Below are 24,189 nucleotides of genomic sequence, written 5' to 3' on the forward strand. Positions count from 1 at the left end.
CCCGTGCGATCGGTGACGGACGGGTCGCGCACACCATAGCTGGCGTACCGTCAGTTGTCTTCGTGCGCCCGACGGCCGGCCGGGGGACCGGGCGGAGGGCCGGACGGGACGCTTCGGGCGGCCGTGGTGATGTTCCGGGCCATGCCGCCGAACACCACCGCGTGGAACGGCCACACGCTCCACCAGTAGGCGTGGCCCAGCAGCCCGCGCGGATGGAACAGGGCCCGCTGCCGGTAGACCGTCCGCCCCCGCTCGTCCCGGCCCACCGAGAGGTCCAGCCAGGCCGGACCCGGCAGCCGCATCTCCGCGCGCAGCCGCAGCAGTTCGCCCGGCACGATCTCCTCCACGCGCCAGAAGTCCAGCGAGTCCCCGACCCGCAGCCGCTGCGCGTCCCGCCGCCCGCGCCGCAGCCCGACGCCCCCGACGATCCGGTCCAGCCACCCCCGTACGGCCCAGGCGAGCGGGAAGGAGTACCAGCCGTTCTCGCCGCCGATGCCCTCGATCACCCGCCAGAGCGAGTCCGGCGCCACCGGCACCGTCAGCTCCCGCTCGTCGCGGTAGAGGCTTCCGCCGGCCCAGTCGGGGTCGGTGGGCAGCGGGTCGCTGGGCGCACCCGCCGCCGTCGCGGACGACCAGCGGGTGTCCACCCGGGCCTCCTTGACCCGTTGGAGGGCCAGCCGCAGCGCCCGGTCGAAACCGATCACGCCGTCCGGCGGATCGGGCACGTACCGGGCGATGTCGTGCTCGCGGCAGACCACCTCGTGGCGCAACGACTCCGCCAGCGGGCGGGCGATGGCGGGCGGCACCGGGGTCACCAGCCCGATCCACAGGCCGGAGAGCCCCGGCGTGAGCACCGGCACGGGCAGGATCAGCCGCCGAGGCAGCCCGGCGACCTCGGCGTAGCGCCGCATCATGTCCCGGTACGTCATGACGTCCGGGCCGCCGATGTCGAACGTGCGGTTCACCTCGGCGGGCAGCGTGGCGCAGCCGGTCAGGTAACGCACGACGTCCCGCACCGCGATCGGCTGGATCGAGGTGCGCACCCAGCTCGGGGTGATCATCAGCGGCAGCCGTTCGGTGAGGTGGCGCAGGATCTCGAACGAGGCCGAGCCCGACCCGATGACCACCGCGGCCCGCAGCACGGCCGTCGGCACCCCGGAATCCAGCAGGATCCGCCCCACCTCGGTCCGTGACCGCAGATGCGGCGACAGCTCCCGCCAGGGCACCCCGGCCGGGGTGAGCCCGCCGAGATAGACGATCCGGCCGACCCCCGCCGCCCGCGCCTGCTCGCCGAAGATCCGGGCCGCCTCGCGGTCCCGCTCCTCGAACCCGGGCCCGGAGCCGAGCGCGTGCACCAGGTAGTACGCCACGTCCACACCGGCCATCGCCGCCCGCACCGACGCGGCGTCCCCCACGTCGCCCTCGACCACCTCGACCCGGTCCGCCCACGGATGGTCCCGCAGCTTGCTCGGGGTCCTGGCCAGCGCGCGCACCCGATGGCCGGCGTCGAGGAGCGCGGGCACCAGCCTGCCGCCGATGTACCCGGAGGCACCGGTCACCAGACAGCGCAGCCGCGCGTCACCGGAGGATTCGTCCACCCGCCCGAGTCTCGCACCGATCACCGCGCGGGGCGGGCACAGGCCCCCGAACGGTGGAACCCGGCCACCCGGCCGCCACGATCCGGACGAAAGGCGCCACGGCCGTCACCGGGCCACGGGGTCCAGCATGCTGTCGAGCACCCGGCCGAAGACCCGGCGGCCCGCACCGGCGATCAGCGGATCGCCCCACCGCGGCAGCAGCCGGACGGTCAGCTCCTCCACCCACACCACATGCGATCCGGAACCGGTCGGATACACATCGATCGAGGCCCGGCCCCGGATCAGCCGGCCGCGCTTCTCCAGCCTGCACAGCCCCGCGCGCCCGGCGGCGGGCGGGGACCACCGCACCACTTCCATCGGGTCGTCGAACCCCAGCGGGCCCACCCCGGTACGCGCCACGAAGACCGTCCCGACCGAGGTGGGAAGCCCCGTGGGCACGGTGATCCTGGTCAGCGGAACCTGCGCGGCATGCCGTTCCCAGTCCGTGACGCGGCGCCAGGACTCGGCCGCGGTCAAGGAACTGAATCGCTCGATCCGGAAGACTGCCACCCCACGATCCTAGGGCGTGTCCGACCGGTACGGCCCGGCCCGCGCGGTCCGGCCGCCCCTTCGGGGAGGACAAACGGAATCCGCCGGTGAGTGCTCGGCTCAGGAGCCGCTCTCCGCGCCCCGCCCCGCCACCACCAGACCCGGCAGGTGCTCCTCGATCTCCGCACGGGCCGCGGCCGACAGCCCGTCGTCCGTCACGAACGTGTCGACCTGCTCCAGTGACGCGAACGAACTCAGGCCCACCGTGCCCCACTTGGTGTGATCCGCGACCACCACCACGCGCCGCGCCGACTGCACGAACCGGCGGTTCGTCTCGGCCTCCGCCAGATTGGGCGTGGAGAGACCCGCCTCCACCGAGATCCCGTGCACCCCGAGGAACAGCACGTCGAAGTGGAGGGAGCCGATCGCCCGGTCGGCCACCGGACCGACCAGCGAGTCCGACGGGGTCCGCACCCCGCCGGTGAGCACCACCGTCGCCGCCCCGTCCCGCGCTCCCGACGAGGACCCCGCCCGCTGCGCGGAGTGGAACGCGTCGGAGACCCGGACCGAATTGGTCACCACCGTCAGATCCGGTACGTCCAGCAGCCGTTGGGCGAGCGCGTACGTCGTCGTGCCGCCGGAGAGCGCGATCGCGCTGCCGGGCGCGGCCATGGCCGCCGCCGCCCGAGCGATGTCCTCCTTGGCGGCCAGCTCCAGCGCCGACTTGGCCTCGAAACCGGGCTCGTGCGTACTGGCCCCGGCCACCGGGACGGCCCCGCCGTGCACCTTCTCCACGACCCCCATGCGGGACAGCACGTCCAGGTCCCGGCGCACGGTCATGTCGGAGACGTTCAGCCTCCGGGTCAGCTCGTTGACACGGACCCCGCCGCGCCTGCGCACCTCGTCGAGGATCAGGGCACGCCGTTGCTCCGCGAGCAGATTCTGATTCTCGCTCAACGCGGGGTCCCGTCCTTTCCTCCGGCCGTGCGCCAGTCCCTCCGAACGGGGTCATCCTGCCACGCGGTGTGGCCGCCCGCCGCACCGGGGAGATTCGGGGGAGAGGGTGCGGACACCAGCCCTCTTCCACGATTCTGGTGACACCGCATCAGCACCTCCCCCCACGACCAAGAGAGCGAGTCACCTCAGTGCCACCTGCCACCCCGGCCCCGCAGAGTCCCGGGCCCGCGCTGGAGCTGCTGGTCCACGGCGTGGGCGGCGCCACTCCCCAGGAGATGCTCGACGACCCGTCCACGGTCAGGATCACCGGCGACGCGACCGCCGCCATCTACCGGCGCGCCGACGACCGGGAAGCCGAACAGCACCCGGAGCGCTACCGCGACCGGCCCATCGCCGAGGCGTACTGCTGGTCCAACCTGACCTCCGGGAACGGCTCCCGCGCCCTGTGGCTGCTGCTCCTGCCGTTCATGGTGGTCAACCTCGCCCACTGGATGCGCCCGACCGCCAGGAGCCGCACCCGCGCGGTGCGCCTGTACGGCGTCCTCGTCCGGCTCCTCGCGCTCAGCCTCACGGTCCTGCTGACCGCGGCGGTCTGCGAGGTCGCGCTCGACCTGACGGCCTGGCAGTGCGCGGGCGTCCCGGACTGCTCGAACCAGCGCTCCTGGCTCGGCTTCCTGTCCACGGCCCAGGGCGGCTGGTGGTCCCAGCCGGGCCGTCGGCTCGCCCTCGCCGGCCTGGTGCCCACCGCCCTGGTCGTCCTGCTCTGGTTCCTGTCCAACCGGACCTGGAGCGCGTACGAGTCGCAGCGCCCCCTGGCCGGATCGGAACCCGAGGACGACACCCTCGTCGAGCCGGTCGCCGAGCCCGGCGGCCGGCCCGCCCTCGGCCGACCCGGATTCTGGTACGGCCGCCGCCTGGTCGCCCGGCTGCGCGCCGCCCACACCGCCGCCGGGTTCCTGACGGTCGCCGCGTCGGTCGCGGGGGCCGCCGCGCGCCAGGACCGGGCGGTCACCGGCCCGGTGCCGGACCTCCTCGGCCGCCTGATCGAGGCGGCGCTGGCCGCGGGCGCGCTCGTCGTGCTCTGGGTCGTCTGCCGCCGCGGCCGCAGCGAACGGCGCCTCGACAACCGGCTCGACCGCGCCCTCATCACCTACCTGCCCGGCGCGGCCCTGGCCCTGCTGCTCCTGGCCGCGGTGTACGCCTCCTGGTCCCGCCCCGACTGGACCTCCTCCGGCACCCTGCCCGGCGACTTCGCCTTCAGCGCCATCGCCCTCGGTCAGGGGGCCCTCGTCGTCGTGCTCGCCGTGGTGGCCCTGAGCCTGTACCGCCGCACCCCCGAACCCCGCACCGTCATGTACGGACTCGGCGGACCGGTGGTCGCGATGCTCGCCTGCGCCCTCGGCGGCGTCATGAGCGGCGGGGTCTCCCAGCGCGTCGCCGACTGGCTCGACGGCCCCGGCACCCCCGGCATGGGCAGGAGCTCCGTCATCGAGGGACCACCGGTGCTGCTCAGCTGGCAGGCGTCCGTCATCCCCGTCCTCCTGGTGCTGCTGGCCGTCCCCGCCCTCCTGCTGCTCGTACGGACCTGGCTCGCCGCCCGCGCACTGGAACCCGGGATCGACCAGGAGTACGAGCAGGAGCGCCCGGACCCCGCCCGGACCCGGCAGATCGCCCGCATCCGGGCCACGGCCGCCCTCACCGACTCCGCGCCCTGGATCCTCGGCCCGGTCTGCGCGGCCACCCTGCTGCTCGGCGCGGGGGCGGTCGTCGGGGCCTGGGCGAGCGGAGAGGTGCCGGGGCTCGCGATGAAGGGCAGCGGGCCGTTCGTCGAGTCCCTCGCGCAGGCCGCCCAGTCGACCGGCTCCTGGATGATCGGCCTCGGCTTCATACTCTTCGTCACCTGGGGCCGGCGCGCCTACCGCGACGCCTCCGCCCGGCGCACCATCGGCATCCTCTGGGACGTCGGCACCTTCTGGCCGCGCGCCGCCCACCCCTTCGCACCGCCCTGCTACGCCGAACGGGCCGTCCCCGACCTGGCGTCACGGATGTCCGGCTGGACCGCGCTCACCCGGGGCAGGCTCGTCATCTCCGGACACTCCCAGGGCAGCGTCCTCGCCGCGTCCGCGGTCTGGCAACTGCCCGCCGGCACCCGCCGCCGGGTCGCCCTGCTCACCTACGGCTCGCCGATCGAGCGGCTGTACGGGCGCTGGTTCCCGGCCTACTTCGGCCCCGTACCGCTGGGGGCGCTGCACCGCTCCGTGCACTGCTGGCGCAACCTGTGGCGGGCCACCGACCCGATCGGCGGCCGGGTCCGCCTCGACGAGGGGCCGGGGCCCGAGGTGGACCGGGGGCCGCTGAAGGACCCCCTGGTCTACGGACGGACCCCGCAACACCCGCTGCCCGAAGCCGTCCTGGGCCACTCCGACTACCAGGCCGACCCGGTCTTCGCCCAGGAACGGGCCGCGCTGCTGGACCGGCTGGGCCCCGTCCTGCCCCACCAGGCCGACGGGACGGGCGACACCGGATCCCCCCGCCCTCAGGGGAGTTCGGGCAGGTCCTCCGGGTAGAGCAGGCTGAGGTCGTCCGTGCTCGGCTCGGCGAGCTGGGCGACCCGGCCCGCGTGCCGCTCCACCATCGACTCGAAGGTCTGGCGCGCGGTGCGGCCGTTGCCGAACGCGGGCCCCTTCGGCAGCTCCGCGAAGTACTTCAGCAACGCCTCCCCGGTCCCGTCCGCCAGGCTGTACTCGTGCTCGTCGGACTGCTGCTCCACGATCCGCAGCAGCTCGGCGGGCTCGTAGTCGCTGAAGGTGATGGTCCGTGAGAAACGGGACGCCACACCGGGGTTCACGGTGAGGAACCGCTCCATCTCACGGGTGTACCCGGCGACGATGACGACCACCGCGTCCCGGTGGTCCTCCATCAGCTTCACGAGCGTGTCGATCGCCTCCCGGCCGAAGTCACGGCCGGAGTCCTCGGGCGACAGGGCGTACGCCTCGTCGACGAACAGCACTCCGCCGCGCGCCCGGTCGAACGCCTCCTGCGTGCGGATGGCGGTCGAACCGATGTGCTCACCGACCAGGTCGACCCGGGACACCTCGACCAGATGGCCCCGCTCCAGCACCCCGAGCGAGGCGAGGATCTCGCCGTACAGCCGTGCCACGGTGGTCTTGCCGGTGCCGGGGGAGCCGGTGAAGACGAGGTGGCGCCGGACCGACGCGGCCTTGAGCCCGGCCTCCCGGCGCCGGCGGCCGACCTCGATCATGTCGGTGAGGGCGCGCACCTCCCGCTTGACGCTGTCCAGGCCCACCAGCGCGTCCAGTTCGCCGAGGACGGCGTCCGGCGAACGCGCCGGTTCGACGGCGGGCGCCTCGACCGGGACGGGCTCCGCGGCACGCTGTCCGGGCACCCCGCCGAGCAGCCCGGGGGCCGACTGGGTCGCCGTCAGCACGGTGGGGGCCGGGGGCGCCGCGGGGGAGCGCAGCGCGCTCTCGTCGCTCGTGCAGTCCTCGACCACGGGACCGGCCCCCTGGCCGTCGCCGTGCGCGCCGCCCTCGGCGAACTCGTAACCCCCGCGTGAGCAACGCTCGGTGCGGCAGCGGGACAGCGTCGTGCGGCAGCCGTCCATCACGTGGAAGCCGTAGCCGTCGCTGCCGGTGACCCGGCACTGGCGGAACGTGCCGCGGCCCTCGGCGGAGACGTAGAAACCGGCCTCGGCGGTCGAGGTGACCGTGCAGCGCTCGATCGTCGGGTCGGCGCCCTTGGTGACGATCACTCCGGTCTGCACCGCGTCGACGGTGCAGTTGTTCAGCGTGCCGCCGCTGCCGTGGTCGCGGAACCAGGCGCCGGTGGACGCCTCGCGGATCCGGCAGTCGTCGAGCTGCGCGGTCGCCCCGTCGCTCACCGACACCGCGGTGTTGCGCACCTGGGACAGGTCGCTGTCCACCACGTCGGCGCGCGAACCCCGGTCGAGCACGAAGAGGGCGTCCGGCACGTCGTGGACCCGGCAGGAGTCCAGCACCACGGTCGCCCCGTCGCTCACCCAGACCGCGGGATAGTCGCCCGTGCTGTCGTGGATCTCGCACTGGTTGGCGTCGACCCGGGTGCCGGGGTCCCAGACGGAGAGTCCGTTGCGGCCGAACCGGCGCACCGTGGAGCGGGTCAGGGTGAGCACCGAACGGGAACGCAGGTCCACCGCGTTCTCCGGGATGTCGTGGATGTCGCAGTCGGCCAGCGTCAGTACGGCGTCGGTGTCGAGCGTGATGCCGTCCGCCGAAGTCCGGTGCACCGTGCATTCGCCGAGGTGGGCGGAGGCCCGGGCGGTCACCTGGACGCCGCTGCCCTTGACCTCGTACACCTCGCAGCCCACCCCCTCCAGGCCGCTGCCCTCCCCGGTGACGCTCAGCCCCGCGCCCGAGGCGTGATGGATCCGGCAGCGCTCCAGACGGGGGTGCGCGCCGTCGCGCACCGAGACCCCGGCCTGCCCGGCGGAGACGACCTCGCACTCCTCGAACACCCCGCCCGCGCCGTCGAGCACGGCGATGCCGACCCCGGCCGGGTTGTCGACGGTGCAGCGGCGCACGGCCGGCCGTGCCGCGCCGCGCACCTCGATCCCGGCGGCGGAACGGGTCACGATCCGCAGATCCGCGATCTCCGGCGCGCCGTCCTCGACGAGCAGCGCCGGGACGGTCGAGTCCTGGCCCTCCACGTGCAGGTCCGAGACGACGGCGGAGGCCCGGACGGTCAGCGGCACGCCGTCGACCGGGGCGATCCGCACGGAACCGACGGAACCCTCCGGCCCCCGCAGGGTCACCGCGCGGTGCAGGACCAGGTTCTCCCGGTACGTGCCCGGTGCGACGGTGAGGACGTCGCCGTCCGCCGCGGCCTCCAGGGCTGCGGTGAGGGAGGCGTATTCGCCTGTGCGGCGCCGCCACCGCGATGTGCCGGTGTGCGTCACCTGGACCGTGCCCTGTGCCATGGCGCTGTTGTGCCCCCACCTCGTGCGTGCGTGATGCCCGGACCACCGGTCTTCCGGCAACGGCGGACCCCGGGCACGCCCACCGGGAAAGCGGGCGGGCCGGTCCACCGTAGCGCGCGCGACGGGCGGGAGTTGTCCGGATCAGGAGGTGATCAGTTGCCGGTCCCGGTCCTGCCCCAGTCCGGACCCGTCTCGGCCCAGGCCCGGTCGATCCGGGCGTACCGTCTGCGCGTCATGGACCGGACGGCCAGCCGGCGACCGCCCTCGACCAGTCCGGCGGCGAGCAGGGCCACCCCGACGCCGGCCAGCACCGCGTGGGTGCGGGCGGCCGGGGCGTCCATGGGGCGCTGCGCGGCGCGGCCGTCGGGACCGGTCCAGATCTCCACCCTCGAACCGGACCTGACGCTGCGCGACCAGGTCGTGACCGTGCCGCTGCGGACCGTGCCGTCCGGGGCCCTCCAGCGCGCCACCACCGAGGCCCGCGGGCCCCGTTCCCCGGCGGCCTCGGGATCGGTGACCAGCCGTGACGCACCCGGCGCCAGACGCACCACGACCGCGGTCGTGGCGTGGAGCCGGGCCCGCTGCTCCCGCACCGTCCGCTGCAGGGCCGTGTCGGTGAGCGTGCCGCACACCCAGCCCAGGGCCGGGGCGGCCACCGCCATCAGGAGCAGCGAGACGAGAGCCGTCCACGCCTCGCACCGGTCGGTGGCGCGACGCAGGGGATTGCGGCGCCAACGCCACACCCCGATGACCGCTCGCACAGTCCGGCACCCCCTTCCCGCATCCGTCATAACCCGGTACGGCCCGCTCCGGGTGCCGAAGGGACGAAGAGAGGGCAACTTCACCCGGTCGGTGCGGAGGCCGCCCCGGGGGTTCTCGCGCGACGGGCCGGGTTGACGGACCGTCCGCCACCGGAACACCGGGGCCGCCGTCGAGTCCCCATGGCTCGACGACGACCCCGTGCGTTCGTGTGCGACCGCCGGCTCAGTACCCCCGGCCCTGGTACGGGCGGTTGTACGGGTCCTCGTGGGGCGAGGGCGCCGGGGCGGGGCGGGGCGACGCCGGACGCATCGCCTCGTACCCGGTGCCCGGCGCGGGCCGCTGGTACTGCTGCTGCGGCGACGGGGGCGGCTGGTACCCGCCGCGGGGCGCGGCGGGCTGCTGCGGGATGTACGGCGCCGGGGCGTGCTGCAGCTGGGCGGGCTGCATCGGCGCGTAACCCTGCGGAGGCGTCGGCTGGGGGTAGCCGTACGACGGGCCGGGCTGGGAGGGCGCCGCGGGAAGGGCCGGCAGGGCCGCCGGGAGAGCCGGCAGATAACCATTGCCGGTGTCATAGGCGGCGGGCACTCGGATCGGAGCGATCTGAGGGGTGCCCCGCTCCGCGACCAGGGAGTCGTAGATCGGAGTGTCGGGGAACGACGAGGTGGCGTAGTAGCCGCCGCCGAAGGTGGAGCGAGGGGAGGTCATGGCACCTAAGTTAAGCCCACGATGTGCTGGTTGGGGAGACCTAATCTCGGGGGTATCCGTTTTATGTGGTTTCTGGCCGCCTGACCTGCTGGAACATTGATAAAGGTCCCGTTAGTGACAGGGGCTTTTCGGGGGTGGTCCGCATGGTTGACGAGAAGTCGCGGACGGACTGCGAAGGGCGACATCGACGGGGCGCCCGCAGGGGCCGGGAGGGTCCGGTCCGCGCGCCTCTGACCTCGCACTCCTCGGCCCCGGAGGGGTGTCACCGGTGAGCGGTCGGCAGGCCGTGCGGCCCGACCGGATCACCGGTGATCACTTCCCCATTGCGCGCCGTGCACACTTCTTTTGCGGGGAAAACGGCGCGGGTCCCCCGCCGACCGAAACCTGGCGTCGGCGAATGACGCTATTCGCTGTGCACATGACCGTTTTCACGCACGCGACCCATGGCGTCAGCCGCCGTGAGCGCGACGGGAGTTGTCACGCGGAGCGAATTTTCACTTCCGGGCGACGAAACCCCACTGGTCAACGGGTTCGGCATCGATTTCGTTCCCCTCCGGACGCCACAGGGAGATGGAACCGAAGCCCGGCTCGATCAGTTCCATGCCCTCGGCGCTCGCGAGGATCTCCTCGGGCCGGCGCACCAGGTAGGGCGGGGTGTCCCCCGAGGCGTACGCCTCCTGAGCGGCCAGCGTCTGCGGTGTGGCGACGGTGTCGCAGAGCACCAGGCAACTGCCCGCCACGACACCGGCCATGTACCGGCGCATGAGGTCGATGCCGTCCCGGGGAGCGACGTGCCCCAGCGTGGACAGCACCATGACGGCCACCGGCTGGGTCAGGTCCAGGGTCTGCCCGGCCTCCTGGAGCACCTGCTCGGCATCCAGCATGTCCGCGTGCACGTAGTTCGTCATGCCCTCCGGCGCACTCGTCAGAAGGGCGCGGGCGTGGGCCAGGACCAGCGGGTCGTTGTCGACGTAGACGATCCGCGCCTTCGGCCGGATGCTCTGCGCGACCTCGTGGGTGCTGTTCTGGACGGGCAGCCCGGTCCCGATGTCGAGGAACTGGGTGATCCCGGCCTCGCCGGCCAGGTGGCGAACGGCGCGCGCCTGGAAGGCCCGTGACGCCAGGGCGAGGTCGCGAGTCTGGGGGTAGGTCGCGATGACCTGGTCCCCCAGCTCCTGGTCCACCGGGTAGTGGTCCTTGCCGCCGATCCAGTAGTTCCACACCCGGGCCGAGTGCGGTATCCCGCTGCGGATCGCCGTTTCGAGATCGAGCTTTTCGCCCATGCGGGGCCCCTCTTCTGGTCGCGTGCGGCCGGACGCGCCAGTACGTCGTTGCGTCAACTGGTTCTGTCCATGCGCTTCTTCCGGCCGAGGATAGGGCTTCGACGGGCCGACCGCTTCGCGCCGCCGTGGCCGGAAAGGGAGAGGGCGGGAACGTTCCGACGGCATCTTCCCCGATGCCGCACCGATTTCTGGCTCGAAACCGCGCACGCGCGCACCGGTCCGCCGGGGCCGCCGCAAGGCCCGTACGCACGATCCGGGCCGGTGACGGCACCGTGCCGGCGCCGACGGACGGGCCCGGACGAAGGGGGATCCCGTGTTCACGGGCCCGTTCGTGAGTCCCGTACCGGCCGGGGGGATTAGGTTGTCGGGGAAAGCTTTTCGGGCAGCCGGACTTGCGATGGGGGCGAAACATGACCATGCCTAAAGGAGCCAATGTTCCGGTGACGGCTCAGGCCGTGCGGGTCGAATTGGGGTGGCGCACCTCCCCGGGAGCCCCGGACGTGGACGGCTCGGCGCTCCTCCTCGTGTCGGGAAAGGTGCGCGACGACGCCGACTTCGTCTTCTACAACCAGCCCTCCCACGCATCCGGGGCGGTGCGCCACGAGGGCAAGCGGAGCACCGGCACGGGGACGACGGACAACCTCGCGGTCGACCTGGCGCGCATCGAGCCGGTCATCGACCGCGTGGTCCTGGCCGCCTCCGCGGACGGCGGCACCTTCGGCCGGGTGAGCGGGCTGTACGTGCGCGTCACGGACGCGTCGGACGGCAGGGAGATCGCGCGCTTCGACAGCACGGACGCGACGGTGGAGACCGCGTTCATCCTCGGCGAGCTCTACCGGCGCCAGGGCGCCTGGAAGTTCCGCGCCGTCGGCCAGGGGTACGGCTCCGGCCTGGAGGGGCTCGCGACGGACTTCGGGATCTCCGTCGACGAACCGCAGCAGCCGCAGCAGATCCCACCGACCCAGCCGACCCGACCGGCTCAGCCGACCCAGCCGTATCACCAGCCTCAGGCACCGCAGCAGTACCAGGGTGCGACGCGGGCCGACCACCGGACACCGGCCCAGCCCGTGTTCCCGCCCGCCCCGCCGGCGGCACCGCCCGCCCCCGCACCCGTCCGGCTGACCAAGGTGACCCTCACCAAGGACGCCCCCTCGGTCTCCCTCGCCAAGCAGGGCGGCACCTCGGGAGCGCTCCGGGTGAATCTCAACTGGGAAGTGCGCAAACAGTTCAAGGGCTGGGGAAGCAAGCTCGGCCGGGCCGTCGCCCAGCACGCGGACCTCGACCTCGATCTCTGCGCCCTCTACGAACTGACCGACGGGCGCAAGGGAGTCGTCCAGGCGCTGGGGAACGCGTTCGGCGCGCTCCAGCACCCCCCTTACATCCACCTCGACGGGGACGACCGCACCGGCGCCGTCGCCACCGGTGAGAACCTCACGGTCAACCTCGACCACAAGAACGAGCTCAGGCGCGTCCTGATCTTCGTCACGATCTACGAGGGCGCCCGGAGCTTCGCCGACCTCCACGCCACCGTCACCCTCCAGCCCCAGCACGGCGCACCGATCGACTTCTCGCTCGACGAGTGCACCGTCCCGTCCACCGTCTGCGCCCTCGCGCTCCTCACCAACAACGGGGGAGACCTCACGGTGCAGCGCGAGGCCCGCTACCTCGTCCCCGAGCGGGGAGTGAGCCCGCAGCGCACCATCGACTACGCCTACGGCTGGGGCATGAACTGGACACCCGGCCGTAAATGACCCCCCGAAGGTCCGGCCGACCCTGCGGCCCCCGGCCGATGACCCCTGCGCTCATCGGTCGGGCGCGGCCTCGGGACGGGCGTAGGTACGCCCCTTCCAGGCCGCACCCCGGCCCCGGTGGTGCTGCACCGCCGAATCGACCGTCATCAGCAGGTACAGCGCGGCGGTGAACGGCAGCAGCAGCGCCCACCAGGGCGACTGCCGGTAGTGGGCCAGCATCGGCAGGTACGTCCCGGTCATCACCGCCCACGCGCCGCCGCCCGCCCACGCGGCCACCGGGTCGTCGCCCAGCAGCCCCGCCACGAGCGTCACCGGCGGCGCGAGATAGACCAGCGAGAGCCCCAGCACCGTCCCCAGGAGCAGCGCCGTGCTGTGCCGCAGCTGGGCGTACGCGCTCCGGGACACCATCCGCCACAGGTCCGCGAGCCGCGGGTACGGCCGCACGCTGTCCACCCGCTCGGCGAGCCCCAGCCAGATCCGCCCGCCGCCGCGCCGCACCGCCCGCGCCAGCGACACGTCGTCGATCACCGCCTGCCGGATCGACTCCGGAATCCGCGCCCGCTCCGCCGCCCCGGTCCGCAGCAGCACGCAGCCACCGGCCGCCGCAGCCGTCCGCGCCCCGGCCCGGTTCACCCACCGGAACGGGTAGAGCTGCGAGAAGAAGTACACGAAGGCGGGCACGACCAGCCGCTCCCAGCCGCTCGACACCCGCAACCGGGCCATCTGCGAGACCAGGTCGTACTCGCCCGTCACCGCCGCGGCGACCAGCTCCCGCAGGCTGTCCGGCTCGTGCGCGATGTCCGCGTCCGTCAGCAGCAGGTACTCCGGCTCCCGGGCCCGCGCCAGCTCGATGCCGTGCCGCACGGCCCACAGCTTGCCCGTCCAGCCGGGCTCCGGCTCACCGGGCGACACCACCGTCACCGGCAGCCCCCCGTACCGCACGGACAGCGCGCGGGCGACGTCCCCGGTGCCGTCCTCGCTGCAGTCGTCCACGAGGAAGACCTCGGCCCGGCCCGGGTAGTCCTGCGCCAGCAACGACGGCAGGCTCACCGGCAGCATGTCGGCCTCGTCACGCGCGGGAACCACGACCGCGACCGACGGCCAGCGGTCGGGAACCCCCCGACGGGGCAGCCGCTGGTCGGTCCGCCAGAAGAACCCCTGGCCCAGCAGCAGCCACACCCACGCGGTCAGCGAACCCATGGCGATCCAGGCAACGGCGCTCATTCGCCGCAGTCTGCCCCACCCGGACAAAACCGCAAGGGCGGTCGACTATGGTGACCGGGTGAAGATCGCGCTCATGGACTCCGGAATCGGCCTGCTCGCCGCGGCCGCCGCGATACGCCGACTGAGGCCCGACGCGGATCTGGTGCTCTCCTCCGACCCCGACGGCATGCCCTGGGGGCCCCGTACGACCGAGTACGTGACCGCCCACGCGCTCGACGTGGCCCGCGCCGCCGCCGCCCACCGGCCGGACGCGCTGATCGTCGCCTGCAACACGGCCTCCGTCCACGCCCTGCCGGCGCTGCGTGCCGCGCTCGAACCCGGGCTTCCGGTCATCGGCACGGTCCCCGCGATCAAGCCGTCCGTGGCGGGCGGCGGCCCCGTCGCGATCTGGGCCACGCCCGCCACCACCGGCAGCCCGTACCAGCACGGCCTCATCCGCGAATTCGCCGGGTCCGTCGAGGTCACCGAGGTTCCCTGCCCCGGTCTCGCCGACGCCGTGCAGCACGCGGACGAGGCCGCGATCGACCGGGCCGTCGCCGCGGCCGCCGCGCTCACCCCCCGCGACGTGCGGGCCGTCGTCCTGGGCTGCACCCACTACGAACTGGTCGCCGAGCGCATCCGCGCCGCCGTGCACCGGCCCGGCCTGCCGCCCGTCGAGCTGCACGGCTCGGCCGACGCGGTCGCCGCCCAGGCGTTGCGCCGGATCGGTGCCGGACCCGCTCCGTCGGCCGAACCCTCCACCGGTCTCACCGTGCTCCTCAGCGGCCGCTCCACCGACCTGCCGGAAGCCGCCCTGGCCTACGCCGAGGGGCGTCTGCTGGGAGCCGTCAGCCCCGCCCGCTGACCCCTCCGGGGCCGTCGCTCCCCCTCCCGGCGTGCGGAATCCTGAGTACGCTGCTTGGCATGAGGGATCACCTCCGCACACCCCCGCGCACCGGAACCGAATCCCGCTCCGAGGTCTGGACCGGCCGGGCCACCAACCGGGTCCAGTGGGTGTTCGCGGTCGCGGGCGCGGCCTGTCTGGCGCTGGGCGTCCAGCTGGCCGTCAGCTCGAACTGGACTTCGGGAGTCGTCGCCCTGCTGATGTCGGTGGTCGGCTGCGTCGCCGCCGGGCTGCTCATGCTGTTCGGAACGCTCGCCTTCGTGAACGTGGCCGTCCGGATCGACGGCGACGCCCTGGAGGTGCGCTGCGGCCACATGGGCCTGCCGCGCCGCAGGATTTTGCTCACCCACGTGGTGGGCGCGGAGTTCGTGCCCCGGGTCACCCCGCGCCAATGGGGCGGCTGGGGCTACCGCTGGCGCCCCGAACAGGGCACCGCCGTGGTCGTCCGCAGGGGCGAGGGGCTGGTGCTCCGCCTCGGGGACGGCAGGACGTTCACGATCACGGTCGACGACGCGGAGGCGGGCGTGCGCTTCATCCGCGAACGCCTGCACCTGCCGGCGGGCGGCGCGGCGGCCGGGACCTGACCCCCCCAGGACCCGCACCCGCTCCGGACGGGCCCCGGCGGAGCCGCCGACGCCCGGGGGAGCGGACCGCCCCGGGCGGGCGGGGGCTGCCGGACCCACAGCCGCCCACCGTAGACTCCGCCTGGTGAGCGCCACCATCACCCCAGTCGACGCCCCGCAGCCGGTGCCTGCGCCCGCGTCCCGGAAGTCTCGCCTCGTACTGCGGCCCGCCGCCGCCGTGCTCTCGGGCGCACTGCTGTACCTGAGCTTTCCCCCGCGCCCCCTGTGGTGGCTGGTCCTGCCCGGTTTCGCCTTGCTCGGCTGGGTGCTGCACGGGCGCCGGCTCCGCGCGGGCTTCGGACTCGGCCTGCTCGCCGGGCTGGGCTTCATGCTGCCGCTGCTGCACTGGACGGGCGAGGAGGTCGGTCCGGTGCCGTGGCTGGCGCTCGCCGCGGCGGAGGCGCTGTTCATCGCGGCCGGCTGCGTCGGGATCGCCGCCGTCTCCCGGCTGTCCTGGTGGCCGGTGTGGGCCGCCGCGGTCTGGGCGCTCGACGAGGCGGTCCGGGCCCGGATGCCGTTCGGCGGATTTCCCTGGGGGAAGATCGCGTTCGGGCAGGCGGACGGCGTGTTCCTGCCGCTCGCGGCGGTCGGCGGCACACCGCTGCTCTCCTTCGCGGTGGTGCTGTGCGGCTTCGGCCTCTGCGAGGCGGTGCGCCAGTTCCTGGCCCGCCGCGGCACCGGACAGGTGTCCCGGACGGCCGTCGCGGCCGCGGCCGTGAGCGTCGTCGTCCCCGTCGCCTCCGCCTTCGCCGCGCTACCGCTCGTCGACGACTCGGCCGAGGACGGCACCGCGACCGTCGCCGCGATCCAGGGCAACGTGCCCCGGCTCGGCCTCGACTTCAACGCCCAGCGCCGCGCCGTCCTGGACAACCACGTGAACCGTACGGAGCAGCTGGCCCGGGACGTGAAGGAGGGCAAGGTCCCGCAGCCGGACCTCGTCCTGTGGCCGGAGAACTCCTCCGACCTCGACCCCTACCGCAACGCCGACGCCCGGATCCTGATCGACGGAGCGGTGCGGGCGATCGGCGCGCCCACCGTGATCGGCGCGGTGCTCGAACCCGAGTCCGACACCGCCAAGCTGCGCAACACCCTCATCGAGTGGGACCCGCGGCGCGGCCCGGTCGACACGTACGACAAGCGCCACATCCAGCCGTTCGGCGAGTACATGCCGATGCGGTCCGTCGCGCGGGTCTTCAGCTCGGACGTGGACCGGGTGCGGCGCGACTTCGGGTCCGGCAAGAAGGTCGGCGTCTTCGACCTGGCGGGCACCCGGGTGGGGCTCGTGACCTGCTACGAGGCCGCGTTCGACGATGCCGTCCGCGACACGGTCACGCACGGCGGGCAGCTGATCGCCGTGCCCAGCAACAACGCCACCTTCGGCCGCAGCGAGATGACCTACCAGCAGCTGGCCATGTCCAGGGTGCGGGCGGTCGAGCACAGCAGGTCCGTCGTCGTCCCCGTCACCAGCGGGGTCAGCGCGATCATCCGCCCGGACGGGGAGGTCGTCGAGCAGACGAAGCTGTTCACGCCGGACGCGCTCGTGGACGAGGTGCCGCTGCGGTCCTCGCAGACGCCCGCGACCCGGATGGGCGCGCTCCCCGAGGGCGTCCTCGTACTGATCGCCGCGGCCGGGCTCGGCCTGGTCGCCCTGCGCACGGTGCGGCAGCGACGCAGCAGGTGAGCGGCCCTTCGGGCCACGTAGGGTCGCCCCATGGCCATTCCTGAGTTCATCCGTGAGATCCGCGCCACCGCGGGCCGACAACTGCTCCTGCTGCCGGGCGTCACCGCCGTCGTCTTCGACGACGAGGGCAGAGTCCTCCTGGGGCGCCGCGCCGACACCGGCAAGTGGTCGGTCATCGGCGGCATCTGCGAGCCGGGCGAACAGCCGGCGGCGACGGCGGAGCGCGAGGTGTACGAGGAGACCGCCGTGCACTGCGTGGCGGAGCGGGTGGTGCTCACCCAGGCCCTGGAACCGGTGCAGTACGCCAACGGCGACCGCTGCCAGTACCTGGACGTCACCTTCCGCTGCCGGGCGACGGGGGGACAGGCGCGGGTCAACGACGACGAGTCGCTGGAGGTGGGCTGGTTCGAGGTGGACGCGCTGCCCCCGCTGAACGATTTCGCGCTCTTCCGGATCAAGCAGTCGCTGGCGGACGAACCCACCTGGTTCGAAGCCACCGCACAGCGGTGAATCCCGGGGTCCGTCGTCCGGTCCGGACGCCGGGCCCCCGCCTCGTACCGGCCGCCCGGACCCGTTCCGGACGGCCGGGCCCGGCTCAGCCGCCCACGTAGGCCGCGAGGTGCTCGCCGGTGAGGGTGGAGCGCGCGGCGACCAGGTCCGCGGGGGTCCCCTCGAAGACGATCCGGCCGCCGTCGTGACCCGCGCCGGGGCCGAGGTCGACGATCCAGTCGGCGTGCGCCATGACCGCCTGGTGGTGCTCGACGACGACCACCGACTTGCCGGAGTCGACGAGCCGGTCGAGGAGACCCAGCAGCTGCTCGACATCGGCGAGGTGCAGCCCCGTGGTCGGCTCGTCGAGGACGTAGACGCCGCCCTTCTCGGACATGTGCGTGGCCAGCTTGAGCCGCTGCCGCTCGCCGCCGGACAGGGTGGTGAGCGGCTGGCCCAGACCGAGGTAGCCCAGGCCGACGTCCACGAGGCGTTCCAGGATCTTGTGCGCCGCGGGAACGCGGGCCTCACCGGCGCCGAGGAACTCCTCCGCCTCGGTGACGGACATGGCGAGCACCTCGCTGATGTCCCGGCCGCCCAGGCGGTACTCCAGCACCGATGCCTGGAACCGCTTCCCCCCGCACTCCTCGCAGGTGGTGGCGACGCCGGCCATCATCGCCAGGTCGGTGTAGATGACCCCGGCGCCCTTGCAGTTGAGGCAGGCCCCCTCGGAATTGGCGCTGAACAGGGCCGGCTTGACGCCGTTGGCCTTCGCGAAGGCCTTGCGGACCGGTTCGAGCAGCCCGGTGTACGTCGCCGGGTTGCTCCGCCGGGAGCCACGGATCGGGCTCTGGTCGATCGACACCACGTCCGCACCTGCCGGGATCGACCCGTGCACGAGGGAACTCTTGCCGGAGCCCGCGACCCCGGTGACGACGCACAGCACCCCGAGCGGGATGTCGACGTCGACGTCCTGGAGGTTGTGCGCCGTCGCGCCGCGGATTTCGAGCGCGCCGGTGGACGTCCGCACCTTCTCCTTGAGGCGGGCGCGGTCGTCGAAGTGGCGGCCGGTGCGGGTGCCGCCGGTCCGCAGCCCCTCGACGGTGCCCTCGAAACAGATGGTGCCGCCCTCCGTACCGGCACCGGGCCCGAGGTCGACCACGTGGTCGGCGATCGCGATCGTCTCCGGCTTGTGCTCCACCACCAGCACCGTGTTGCCCTTGTCCCGCAACCGCAGCAGCAGCTTGTTCATCCGCTGGATGTCATGGGGATGCAGCCCCGCGGTGGGCTCGTCGAAGACGTAGGTGATGTCGGTGAGCGGGGAGCCGAGGTGGCGGATCATCTTGACGCGCTGTGCCTCGCCGCCCGACAGCGTGCCCGCGGACCGGTCGAGCGAGAGGTAGCCCAGCCCGATCTCCACGAACGAGTCGAGGGTCTGGCGCAGCGTCGCGAGCAGCGGCGCCACCGACGGCTCGTCCAGCCCGCGGACCCATTCGGCCAGGTCGCGGATCTCCATCGCGCACGCGTCGGCGATGGAGAGCGCGCCGATCCGGGAGGACCGGGCCGCCTCGCTGAGCCGGGTGCCGTCGCACTCGGGGCAGGTGGTGAAGGTGACCGCCCGGTCCACGAACTCCCGGATGTGCGGCTGCATCGCCTCCCGGTCCTTGGCCAGGAAGGACTTCTGGATCTTGGGGATGAGCCCCTCGTAGGTGAGGTTCACGCCCTCGACCTTCACCTTGGTCGGCTCCCGGTGCAGGAAGTCCCGCATCTCCTGCTCGGTGAACTCGCGGATCGGCTTGTCCGGGTCGAGGAAGCCCGACTCGGCGTAGACCCGCACGGTCCAGAAGCTCTCCGACTTCCAGCCGGGGATGGTGAACGCGCCCTCGGAGAGCGACTTGGAGTCGTCGTAGAGCTGGGTGAGGTCGATGTCGGAGACCGATCCCCGGCCCTCGCAGCGCGTGCACATGCCGCCGGTGCGGCTGAAGGTCGCCTTCACCGCCTTCTTTGCGCCGCGCTCGACGGTGATCGCACCGCTCGCCCGGACCGAGGGGACGTTGAAGGCGTACGCGCCGGGCGGGCCGATGTGCGGCTGCGCGAGCCGGCTGAAGAGGATGCGCAGCATCGCGTTGGCGTCGGTGGCGGTGCCGACCGTGGAACGCGGGTCGGCGCCCATCCGCTGCTGGTCGACGATGATCGCGGTGGTCAGCCCCTCCAGCACATCGACGTCGGGCCGGTCCGACGTCGGCATGAAGCCCTGCACGAAGGCGCTGTAGGTCTCGTTGATCAGCCGCTGCGACTCCGCGGCGATCGTGTCGAACACCAGTGAGCTCTTGCCCGAGCCGGAGACACCGGTGAACACCGTCAGCCGGCGCTTGGGGATCTCGATGCCGACGTCCTTGAGGTTGTTCTCGCGCGCGCCGTGCACGCGGATCACCTCATGGTTGTCGGCGGCGTGCGGCGCGGGCGGCGGGGTGTCCGTACTCGTGGCCGTGCTCATCGTGTCTCCATCCGTCGCGGGACCGCCCTCGCGGTCCCGTGGTGTCGTGCGGCCCGGGCGGTTCCGGGCGGTGTGTCCCGCCCTCCCGCGCCGGTGCGGGCGCGGCGGCGGGTGGTCGTCGGGGTGATCGGCGGTGCCGGCCGGGGCGGGCCCGGGGCCCGGCCGTGCGGTGTGCACCGGGCCGGACCGGGCGACGGCCGCGGGGCGGAGTGCTCGCGGCCGGGCGGCTCGTCCGCCTCGTGCCCGGTGGGGTCGCGGCAGAGTAACACCCGGTGGGCGGCCTCCGGTTCGTGAACCGGGACTCACGGTCCGCGACGCCGGGCGGGCGCCGCGGCGCGGCCGACGGCGGTGCGGTGCCGCGGAATCCCGATGTCCATGCGCCTCACGCTACGGGCGGGGCGCCGGGGCCGCTTCTCCATTCCTGATCGATCGCGCCCCGTCCCCGCCGCTCGTTTCCGTTCCCGTCCCCGGCCGTCGCCCGGTGCGCCTCCTGAGACAATCGCGTCCCCGACGCACGCGCCGTCGTACGGCACTCCCGCGCGTCCGCGCGCACGTCACCCGCCCCTCACGCAGGAGAACACCCGTCATGACCGACACCGCCGGCTTCGGCGAGGTACTGAAGCGCGCCGCCGGACACGAGCGCCGTTTCACCGCGCTCTTCGAGGAGTACTTCGACACGTTGGGCACCCGGCTCGACGCGCCGTCGTTCAGCCGCTTCACGCCGGAGTGCGTCCGACTGCTGCGGGACCTGTCCCTGCGCGGCGGCAAGCGGATGCGGGTGGTCCTGCTCCACGAGGCGGCCCGGCTGGTGACCCCCGAACCGGTGGCGGGGCTGGACGCCGCCGCGCTGAGCATCGAACTGCTGCAGACCCACGGCCTGGTGCACGACGACCTCATCGACGACAGCCCCACCCGCCGGGACGGCCCCTCCACCTACTACGCCTACCGCGAGCGGTTCCCCGGGCACCCGCAGGCGGCGATCGGCCTGACCGTGCTCGCGGGCGACCTGGCCCTGGCCCTGTCCCTGCGGGCGCTCCTGGAGGCCGAACTGCCCGTACCGGTACGCCAGGCCATGGTCGAGGTGCAGACGCGGGCGGCGGCCGACACCTTCGTCGGTCAGATCGTCGACCTGGAACGCGACTTCACCACCACCGTCCCCGACGAGGACGTCCTGCACGGCGTGGCCGACTACAAGACCGCCCGCTACTCCCTCCTCGCCCCCCTCCAGCTCGGGCTCCTGGCGGCGGGGGAGCGGCCGGAGCGCTTCGACGAGGAACTGCGCCGCTACGCGCGGCTGGTCGGGATCAGCGGGCAGATGCGCGACGACTACCTGGACCTGTTCGGGGACGCGGCCGTCATGGGCAAGCCGACCGGCACCGACATCCGGGACGGCCGGCGCAGCTACACCGTCGGCGCCCTGCTGTCCGCCACCGGCGGCACCGACCGGGACGTGGTGGAGGCCGCGCTCGGCGACCGGTCCTGCACGCCGGAGACCATCGCCGCCGTCCGGGAGATCGGCGAGCGCAGCGGGGTGGCGGCCCGGATGCGGGCGGACATGCGACGCCACGCGGAGCAGGCGTCCGAGGTGGCCGCCGGCTGGCGGCCGCGGTGGCGCGAGGAGGCGGTCGCCTTCTTCGAGCGGCTGCCGGTGTGGAGCGTCGAGCGGGCCATGTGACCGGCGGAGGCATGAGTTCCGTCGCCCGGGTGAGCCGTGTCTCACCCGGGCGGCCCGACTTGTCCATGCAACGAGTTGCATAGAAAGATCGGGGCATGGCGATCGAACACGCGATCCTGGTGTCCCTGCTGGAGAAGCCCGGCTCCGGCTATGAGCTGTCCCGGCGGTTCGAGCGGTCCATCGGGTACTTCTGGACCGCCACCCACCAGCAGATCTACCGCGTGCTCAAGCGCATGGAGGGCGACGGCTGGGTCGAGGTCCGGGAAGTGCCGCAGGAGGGCCGTCCGGACAAGAAGGAGTACTCCGTCGCCGCCCCCGGACGGGCGGCCCTCTCGCAGTGGCTGCACGAGCCGATCGAACCCGAGAGCGTCCGGCACGACCTCGCCGTGAAGATCCGGGGATCGGCCTTCGACGACCCGGCCGCGCTGATCCGCGAGGTGCGGCGGTACCGGCAGGTGCACGCCGAGCGGCTCGCCCACTACCTCGCGGGCGAGGAACGCGACTTCACGGGCCCACGGACGCCCGACCCGGTTTCCCCCGGCACCGCCCCGCCCGGCGCCGGTCCGCTCGACGCGGGGCGGGAGCTCCAGCACGTCGTGCTGCGGGGCGGCATCGCGTACGAGCGGATGACGCTCGCCTGGCTCGACGACGTGCTCGCCACGCTCCACCGGCTCGGCCCCGGGCACTGAACCACCCCCTCCACGACCCGCGGCCCCCGGCTCCGCACACGCGCGCCCGGACGCGCCGCCCCCCGCCGCCGGGACGACCACCCGGCCGGCGCCACCCCTCCCACCGCCCCGAAACGGAAGGCACCCCCATGACCGATCCGCTGCTGTTCAACCCGCGCACCTACGACCCGGCGCACTTCGACCCCGAGACCCGCAGGCTGCTGCGCGCCACCGTCGACTGGTTCGAGGCACGCGGCAAGCGCAAGCTGATCGAGGACTACCGGTCGCGGGCCTGGCTGGCCGACTTCCTCGCGTTCTCCGCCCAGGAGGGGCTGTTCGCGACCTTCCTCACGCCCGCCTCCGCCGCCGCCGAGGGGGAGCGGGAAACCCGGCGCTGGGACACCGCCCGCATCGCCGCGCTCAACGAGATCCTCGGCTTCTACGGCCTCGACTACTGGTACGCCTGGCAGGTCACCATCCTCGGCCTCGGCCCGGTCTGGCAGAGCGACAACGCCGCCGCGCGCGAGCGGGCCGCCGAACTCCTGCGCCGGGGCGAGGTGTTCGCCTTCGGCCTGTCGGAGAAGACGCACGGCGCCGACATCTACTCCACCGACATGCTGCTCACCCCCGACGGCGAGGGCGGCTTCCGGGCCACCGGCTCCAAGTACTACATCGGCAACGGCAACGCCGCCGGTCTCGTCTCCGTCTTCGGCCGCCGCACCGACGTCGAGGGCCCGGACGGCTACGTCTTCTTCGCCGCCGACAGCCGCCACCCGGCGTACCGCCTCGTCAAGAACGTCGTCGACTCGTCGAAGTACGTCAGCGAGTTCCGCCTGACGGACTACCCGGTCGCCGCCGAGGACGTCCTGCACACCGGCCGCGCCGCCTTCGACGCCGCCCTCAACACCGTCAACGTCGGCAAGTTCAACCTGTGCACCGCCTCCATCGGCATCTGCGAGCACGCGATGTACGAGGCCGTCACCCACGCGCAGAACCGCATCCTGTACGGCCGCCCCGTCACCGCCTTCCCGCACGTGCGGCGCGAGCTGACCGACGCGTACGTCCGTCTCGTCGGCATGAAGCTGTTCAGCGACCGCGCCGTCGACTACTTCCGCTCCGCGGGCCCCGACGACCGCCGCTACCTGCTGTTCAACCCGATGACGAAGATGAAGGTGACCACGGAGGGCGAGAAGGTCATCGACCTGATGTGGGACGTCATCGCCGCCAAGGGCTTCGAGAAGGACAACTACTTCGCCCAGGCCGCCGTCGAGATCCGGGGGCTGCCGAAGCTGGAGGGCACCGTCCACGTCAACCTGGCGCTGATCCTGAAGTTCATGCGGAACCACCTGCTGGACCCGGCCGGCTACGAACCCGTACCGACCCGGCTGGACGGGGCCGACGACACGTTCCTCTTCCGCCAGGGGCCGGCCCGCGGTCTGGGTGCCGTGCGCTTCCACGACTGGCGCCCGGCCTACGAGGCGTACGCCCACCTGCCCAACGTCGGCCGCCTGCGCGAACAGGCCGACGCGCTGTGCGAATTCGTCGCCACCGCCCCCCCCGACGAGGAGCAGAGCCGTGACCTGGACCTGCTCCTCGCGATCGGCCAGCTCTTCGCGCTGGTCGTCCACGGCCAGCTGGTCCTGGAGCAGGCGGCCCTGACCGGCCTCGACGAGGACGTCCTGGACGAGCTGTTCGCCGTTCTCGTACGGGACTTCTCCGCGCACGCCGTCGAACTGCACGGAAAGGACTCCGCCACCGAGCAGCAGCAGCTCTGGGCCCTGGGCGCCGTCCGGCGCCCGGCCGTGGACGCGGGGCGCTCGGACCGGGTCTGGAAGCGGGTCGAGGCGCTGTCCGGGTCGTACGAGATGGCGCCGTGACCGTTCCCGTGAG

At 73.2% G+C, this 24,189-nt stretch carries 18 protein-coding genes; 9 read left to right on the top strand and 9 right to left on the bottom strand.

The annotated features are described in order from the left end of the window. Positions 1 to 50: 50 nt before the first annotated feature. From ACFYW1_RS23985 to ACFYW1_RS23995, 3 genes are all read right to left on the bottom strand, one after another. The gene (locus tag ACFYW1_RS23985) at positions 51 to 1,598 is read right to left on the bottom strand and encodes an SDR family oxidoreductase (protein WP_388996708.1); all 1,548 of its coding nucleotides are present in this window, start codon (positions 1,596 to 1,598) and stop codon (positions 51 to 53) included. 105 nt (positions 1,599 to 1,703) lie between these two features. After that, positions 1,704 to 2,147, bottom strand: coding sequence for an SRPBCC family protein (locus tag ACFYW1_RS23990; RefSeq protein ID WP_388996710.1), 444 nt, complete (start codon positions 2,145 to 2,147; stop codon positions 1,704 to 1,706). 99 nt (positions 2,148 to 2,246) lie between these two features. Further along, a complete protein-coding gene (locus ACFYW1_RS23995) occupies positions 2,247 to 3,083 on the bottom strand; it encodes a DeoR/GlpR family DNA-binding transcription regulator (protein ID WP_388996713.1) in 837 nt (278 codons plus the stop codon). A 188-nt stretch (positions 3,084 to 3,271) separates the two neighbouring features. Between ACFYW1_RS23995 and ACFYW1_RS24000 the strand changes: the two genes are divergently transcribed. Further along, entirely contained in the window at positions 3,272 to 5,650 is a 2,379-nt protein-coding gene (locus tag ACFYW1_RS24000; protein WP_388996716.1) for a hypothetical protein, read from the top strand. Here the strand turns inward: ACFYW1_RS24000 and ACFYW1_RS24005 are convergent. The 4 genes from ACFYW1_RS24005 to ACFYW1_RS24020 form a co-directional block, all read right to left on the bottom strand. Continuing rightward, on the bottom strand, positions 5,620 to 8,058 hold the full coding sequence (locus ACFYW1_RS24005; RefSeq protein ID WP_388996719.1) for a right-handed parallel beta-helix repeat-containing protein: 2,439 nt from the start codon (positions 8,056 to 8,058) through the stop codon (positions 5,620 to 5,622). The genes ACFYW1_RS24000 and ACFYW1_RS24005 overlap by 31 nt on opposite strands. Before the next feature lie 152 nt (positions 8,059 to 8,210). Beyond that, positions 8,211 to 8,849 (bottom strand): hypothetical protein, encoded by a 639-nt coding sequence (locus ACFYW1_RS24010; protein ID WP_388996722.1) that lies wholly within the window; start codon positions 8,847 to 8,849, stop codon positions 8,211 to 8,213. Positions 8,850 to 9,042: 193 nt separating this feature from the next. Beyond that, on the bottom strand, positions 9,043 to 9,525 hold the full coding sequence (locus tag ACFYW1_RS24015; protein WP_388996725.1) for a DUF6643 family protein: 483 nt from the start codon (positions 9,523 to 9,525) through the stop codon (positions 9,043 to 9,045). 494 nt (positions 9,526 to 10,019) lie between these two features. Further along, on the bottom strand, positions 10,020 to 10,808 hold the full coding sequence (locus ACFYW1_RS24020; protein ID WP_388996728.1) for an SAM-dependent methyltransferase: 789 nt from the start codon (positions 10,806 to 10,808) through the stop codon (positions 10,020 to 10,022). Between the two features lie 440 nt (positions 10,809 to 11,248). On the opposite strand from ACFYW1_RS24020, the gene ACFYW1_RS24025 reads away from it, so the two are divergent. Further along, the gene (locus tag ACFYW1_RS24025; protein ID WP_388996731.1) at positions 11,249 to 12,559 is read left to right on the top strand and encodes a TerD family protein; all 1,311 of its coding nucleotides are present in this window, start codon (positions 11,249 to 11,251) and stop codon (positions 12,557 to 12,559) included. 51 nt (positions 12,560 to 12,610) lie between these two features. On the opposite strand, the gene ACFYW1_RS24030 is transcribed toward ACFYW1_RS24025, so the two are convergent. Further along, positions 12,611 to 13,783 carry a glycosyltransferase gene (locus ACFYW1_RS24030; RefSeq protein ID WP_388996734.1) on the bottom strand — a complete coding sequence of 391 codons (1,173 nt, stop codon included), beginning with the start codon at positions 13,781 to 13,783 and terminating at the stop codon, positions 12,611 to 12,613. A 58-nt stretch (positions 13,784 to 13,841) separates the two neighbouring features. On the opposite strand from ACFYW1_RS24030, the gene ACFYW1_RS24035 reads away from it, so the two are divergent. The 4 genes from ACFYW1_RS24035 to ACFYW1_RS24050 all read left to right on the top strand — a co-directional run bounded on the left by ACFYW1_RS24035 (position 13,842) and on the right by ACFYW1_RS24050 (position 17,480). Next, entirely contained in the window at positions 13,842 to 14,627 is a 786-nt protein-coding gene (locus tag ACFYW1_RS24035; protein WP_388996737.1) for a glutamate racemase, read from the top strand. Between the two features lie 59 nt (positions 14,628 to 14,686). After that, a complete protein-coding gene (locus tag ACFYW1_RS24040; protein WP_388996740.1) occupies positions 14,687 to 15,250 on the top strand; it encodes a hypothetical protein in 564 nt (187 codons plus the stop codon). Positions 15,251 to 15,374: 124 nt separating this feature from the next. Further along, positions 15,375 to 16,970: an apolipoprotein N-acyltransferase gene (gene lnt / locus ACFYW1_RS24045; protein WP_388996743.1), complete on the top strand. Its 1,596-nt coding sequence runs from the start codon at positions 15,375 to 15,377 to the stop codon at positions 16,968 to 16,970. Positions 16,971 to 17,000: 30 nt separating this feature from the next. Then, a complete protein-coding gene (locus ACFYW1_RS24050) occupies positions 17,001 to 17,480 on the top strand; it encodes an NUDIX domain-containing protein (RefSeq protein ID WP_388996746.1) in 480 nt (159 codons plus the stop codon). Positions 17,481 to 17,565: 85 nt separating this feature from the next. On the opposite strand, the gene ACFYW1_RS24055 is transcribed toward ACFYW1_RS24050, so the two are convergent. Continuing rightward, on the bottom strand, positions 17,566 to 19,956 hold the full coding sequence (locus ACFYW1_RS24055; RefSeq protein ID WP_388996749.1) for an ATP-binding cassette domain-containing protein: 2,391 nt from the start codon (positions 19,954 to 19,956) through the stop codon (positions 17,566 to 17,568). A gap of 586 nt (positions 19,957 to 20,542) precedes the next feature. Here ACFYW1_RS24055 and ACFYW1_RS24060 point away from each other — a divergent pair. The 3 genes from ACFYW1_RS24060 to ACFYW1_RS24070 all read left to right on the top strand — a co-directional run bounded on the left by ACFYW1_RS24060 (position 20,543) and on the right by ACFYW1_RS24070 (position 24,176). Next, positions 20,543 to 21,631 carry a polyprenyl synthetase family protein gene (locus ACFYW1_RS24060; protein ID WP_388996752.1) on the top strand — a complete coding sequence of 363 codons (1,089 nt, stop codon included), beginning with the start codon at positions 20,543 to 20,545 and terminating at the stop codon, positions 21,629 to 21,631. Between the two features lie 95 nt (positions 21,632 to 21,726). Continuing rightward, positions 21,727 to 22,320, top strand: coding sequence for a PadR family transcriptional regulator (locus tag ACFYW1_RS24065; protein WP_388996754.1), 594 nt, complete (start codon positions 21,727 to 21,729; stop codon positions 22,318 to 22,320). Between the two features lie 128 nt (positions 22,321 to 22,448). Next, the gene (locus ACFYW1_RS24070; protein WP_388996757.1) at positions 22,449 to 24,176 is read left to right on the top strand and encodes an acyl-CoA dehydrogenase family protein; all 1,728 of its coding nucleotides are present in this window, start codon (positions 22,449 to 22,451) and stop codon (positions 24,174 to 24,176) included. Positions 24,177 to 24,189 lie beyond the last annotated feature (13 nt).

This window comes from Streptomyces sp. NPDC002669, assembly GCF_042889165.1.
In the GTDB taxonomy this organism is placed as follows: domain Bacteria; phylum Actinomycetota; class Actinomycetes; order Streptomycetales; family Streptomycetaceae; genus Streptomyces.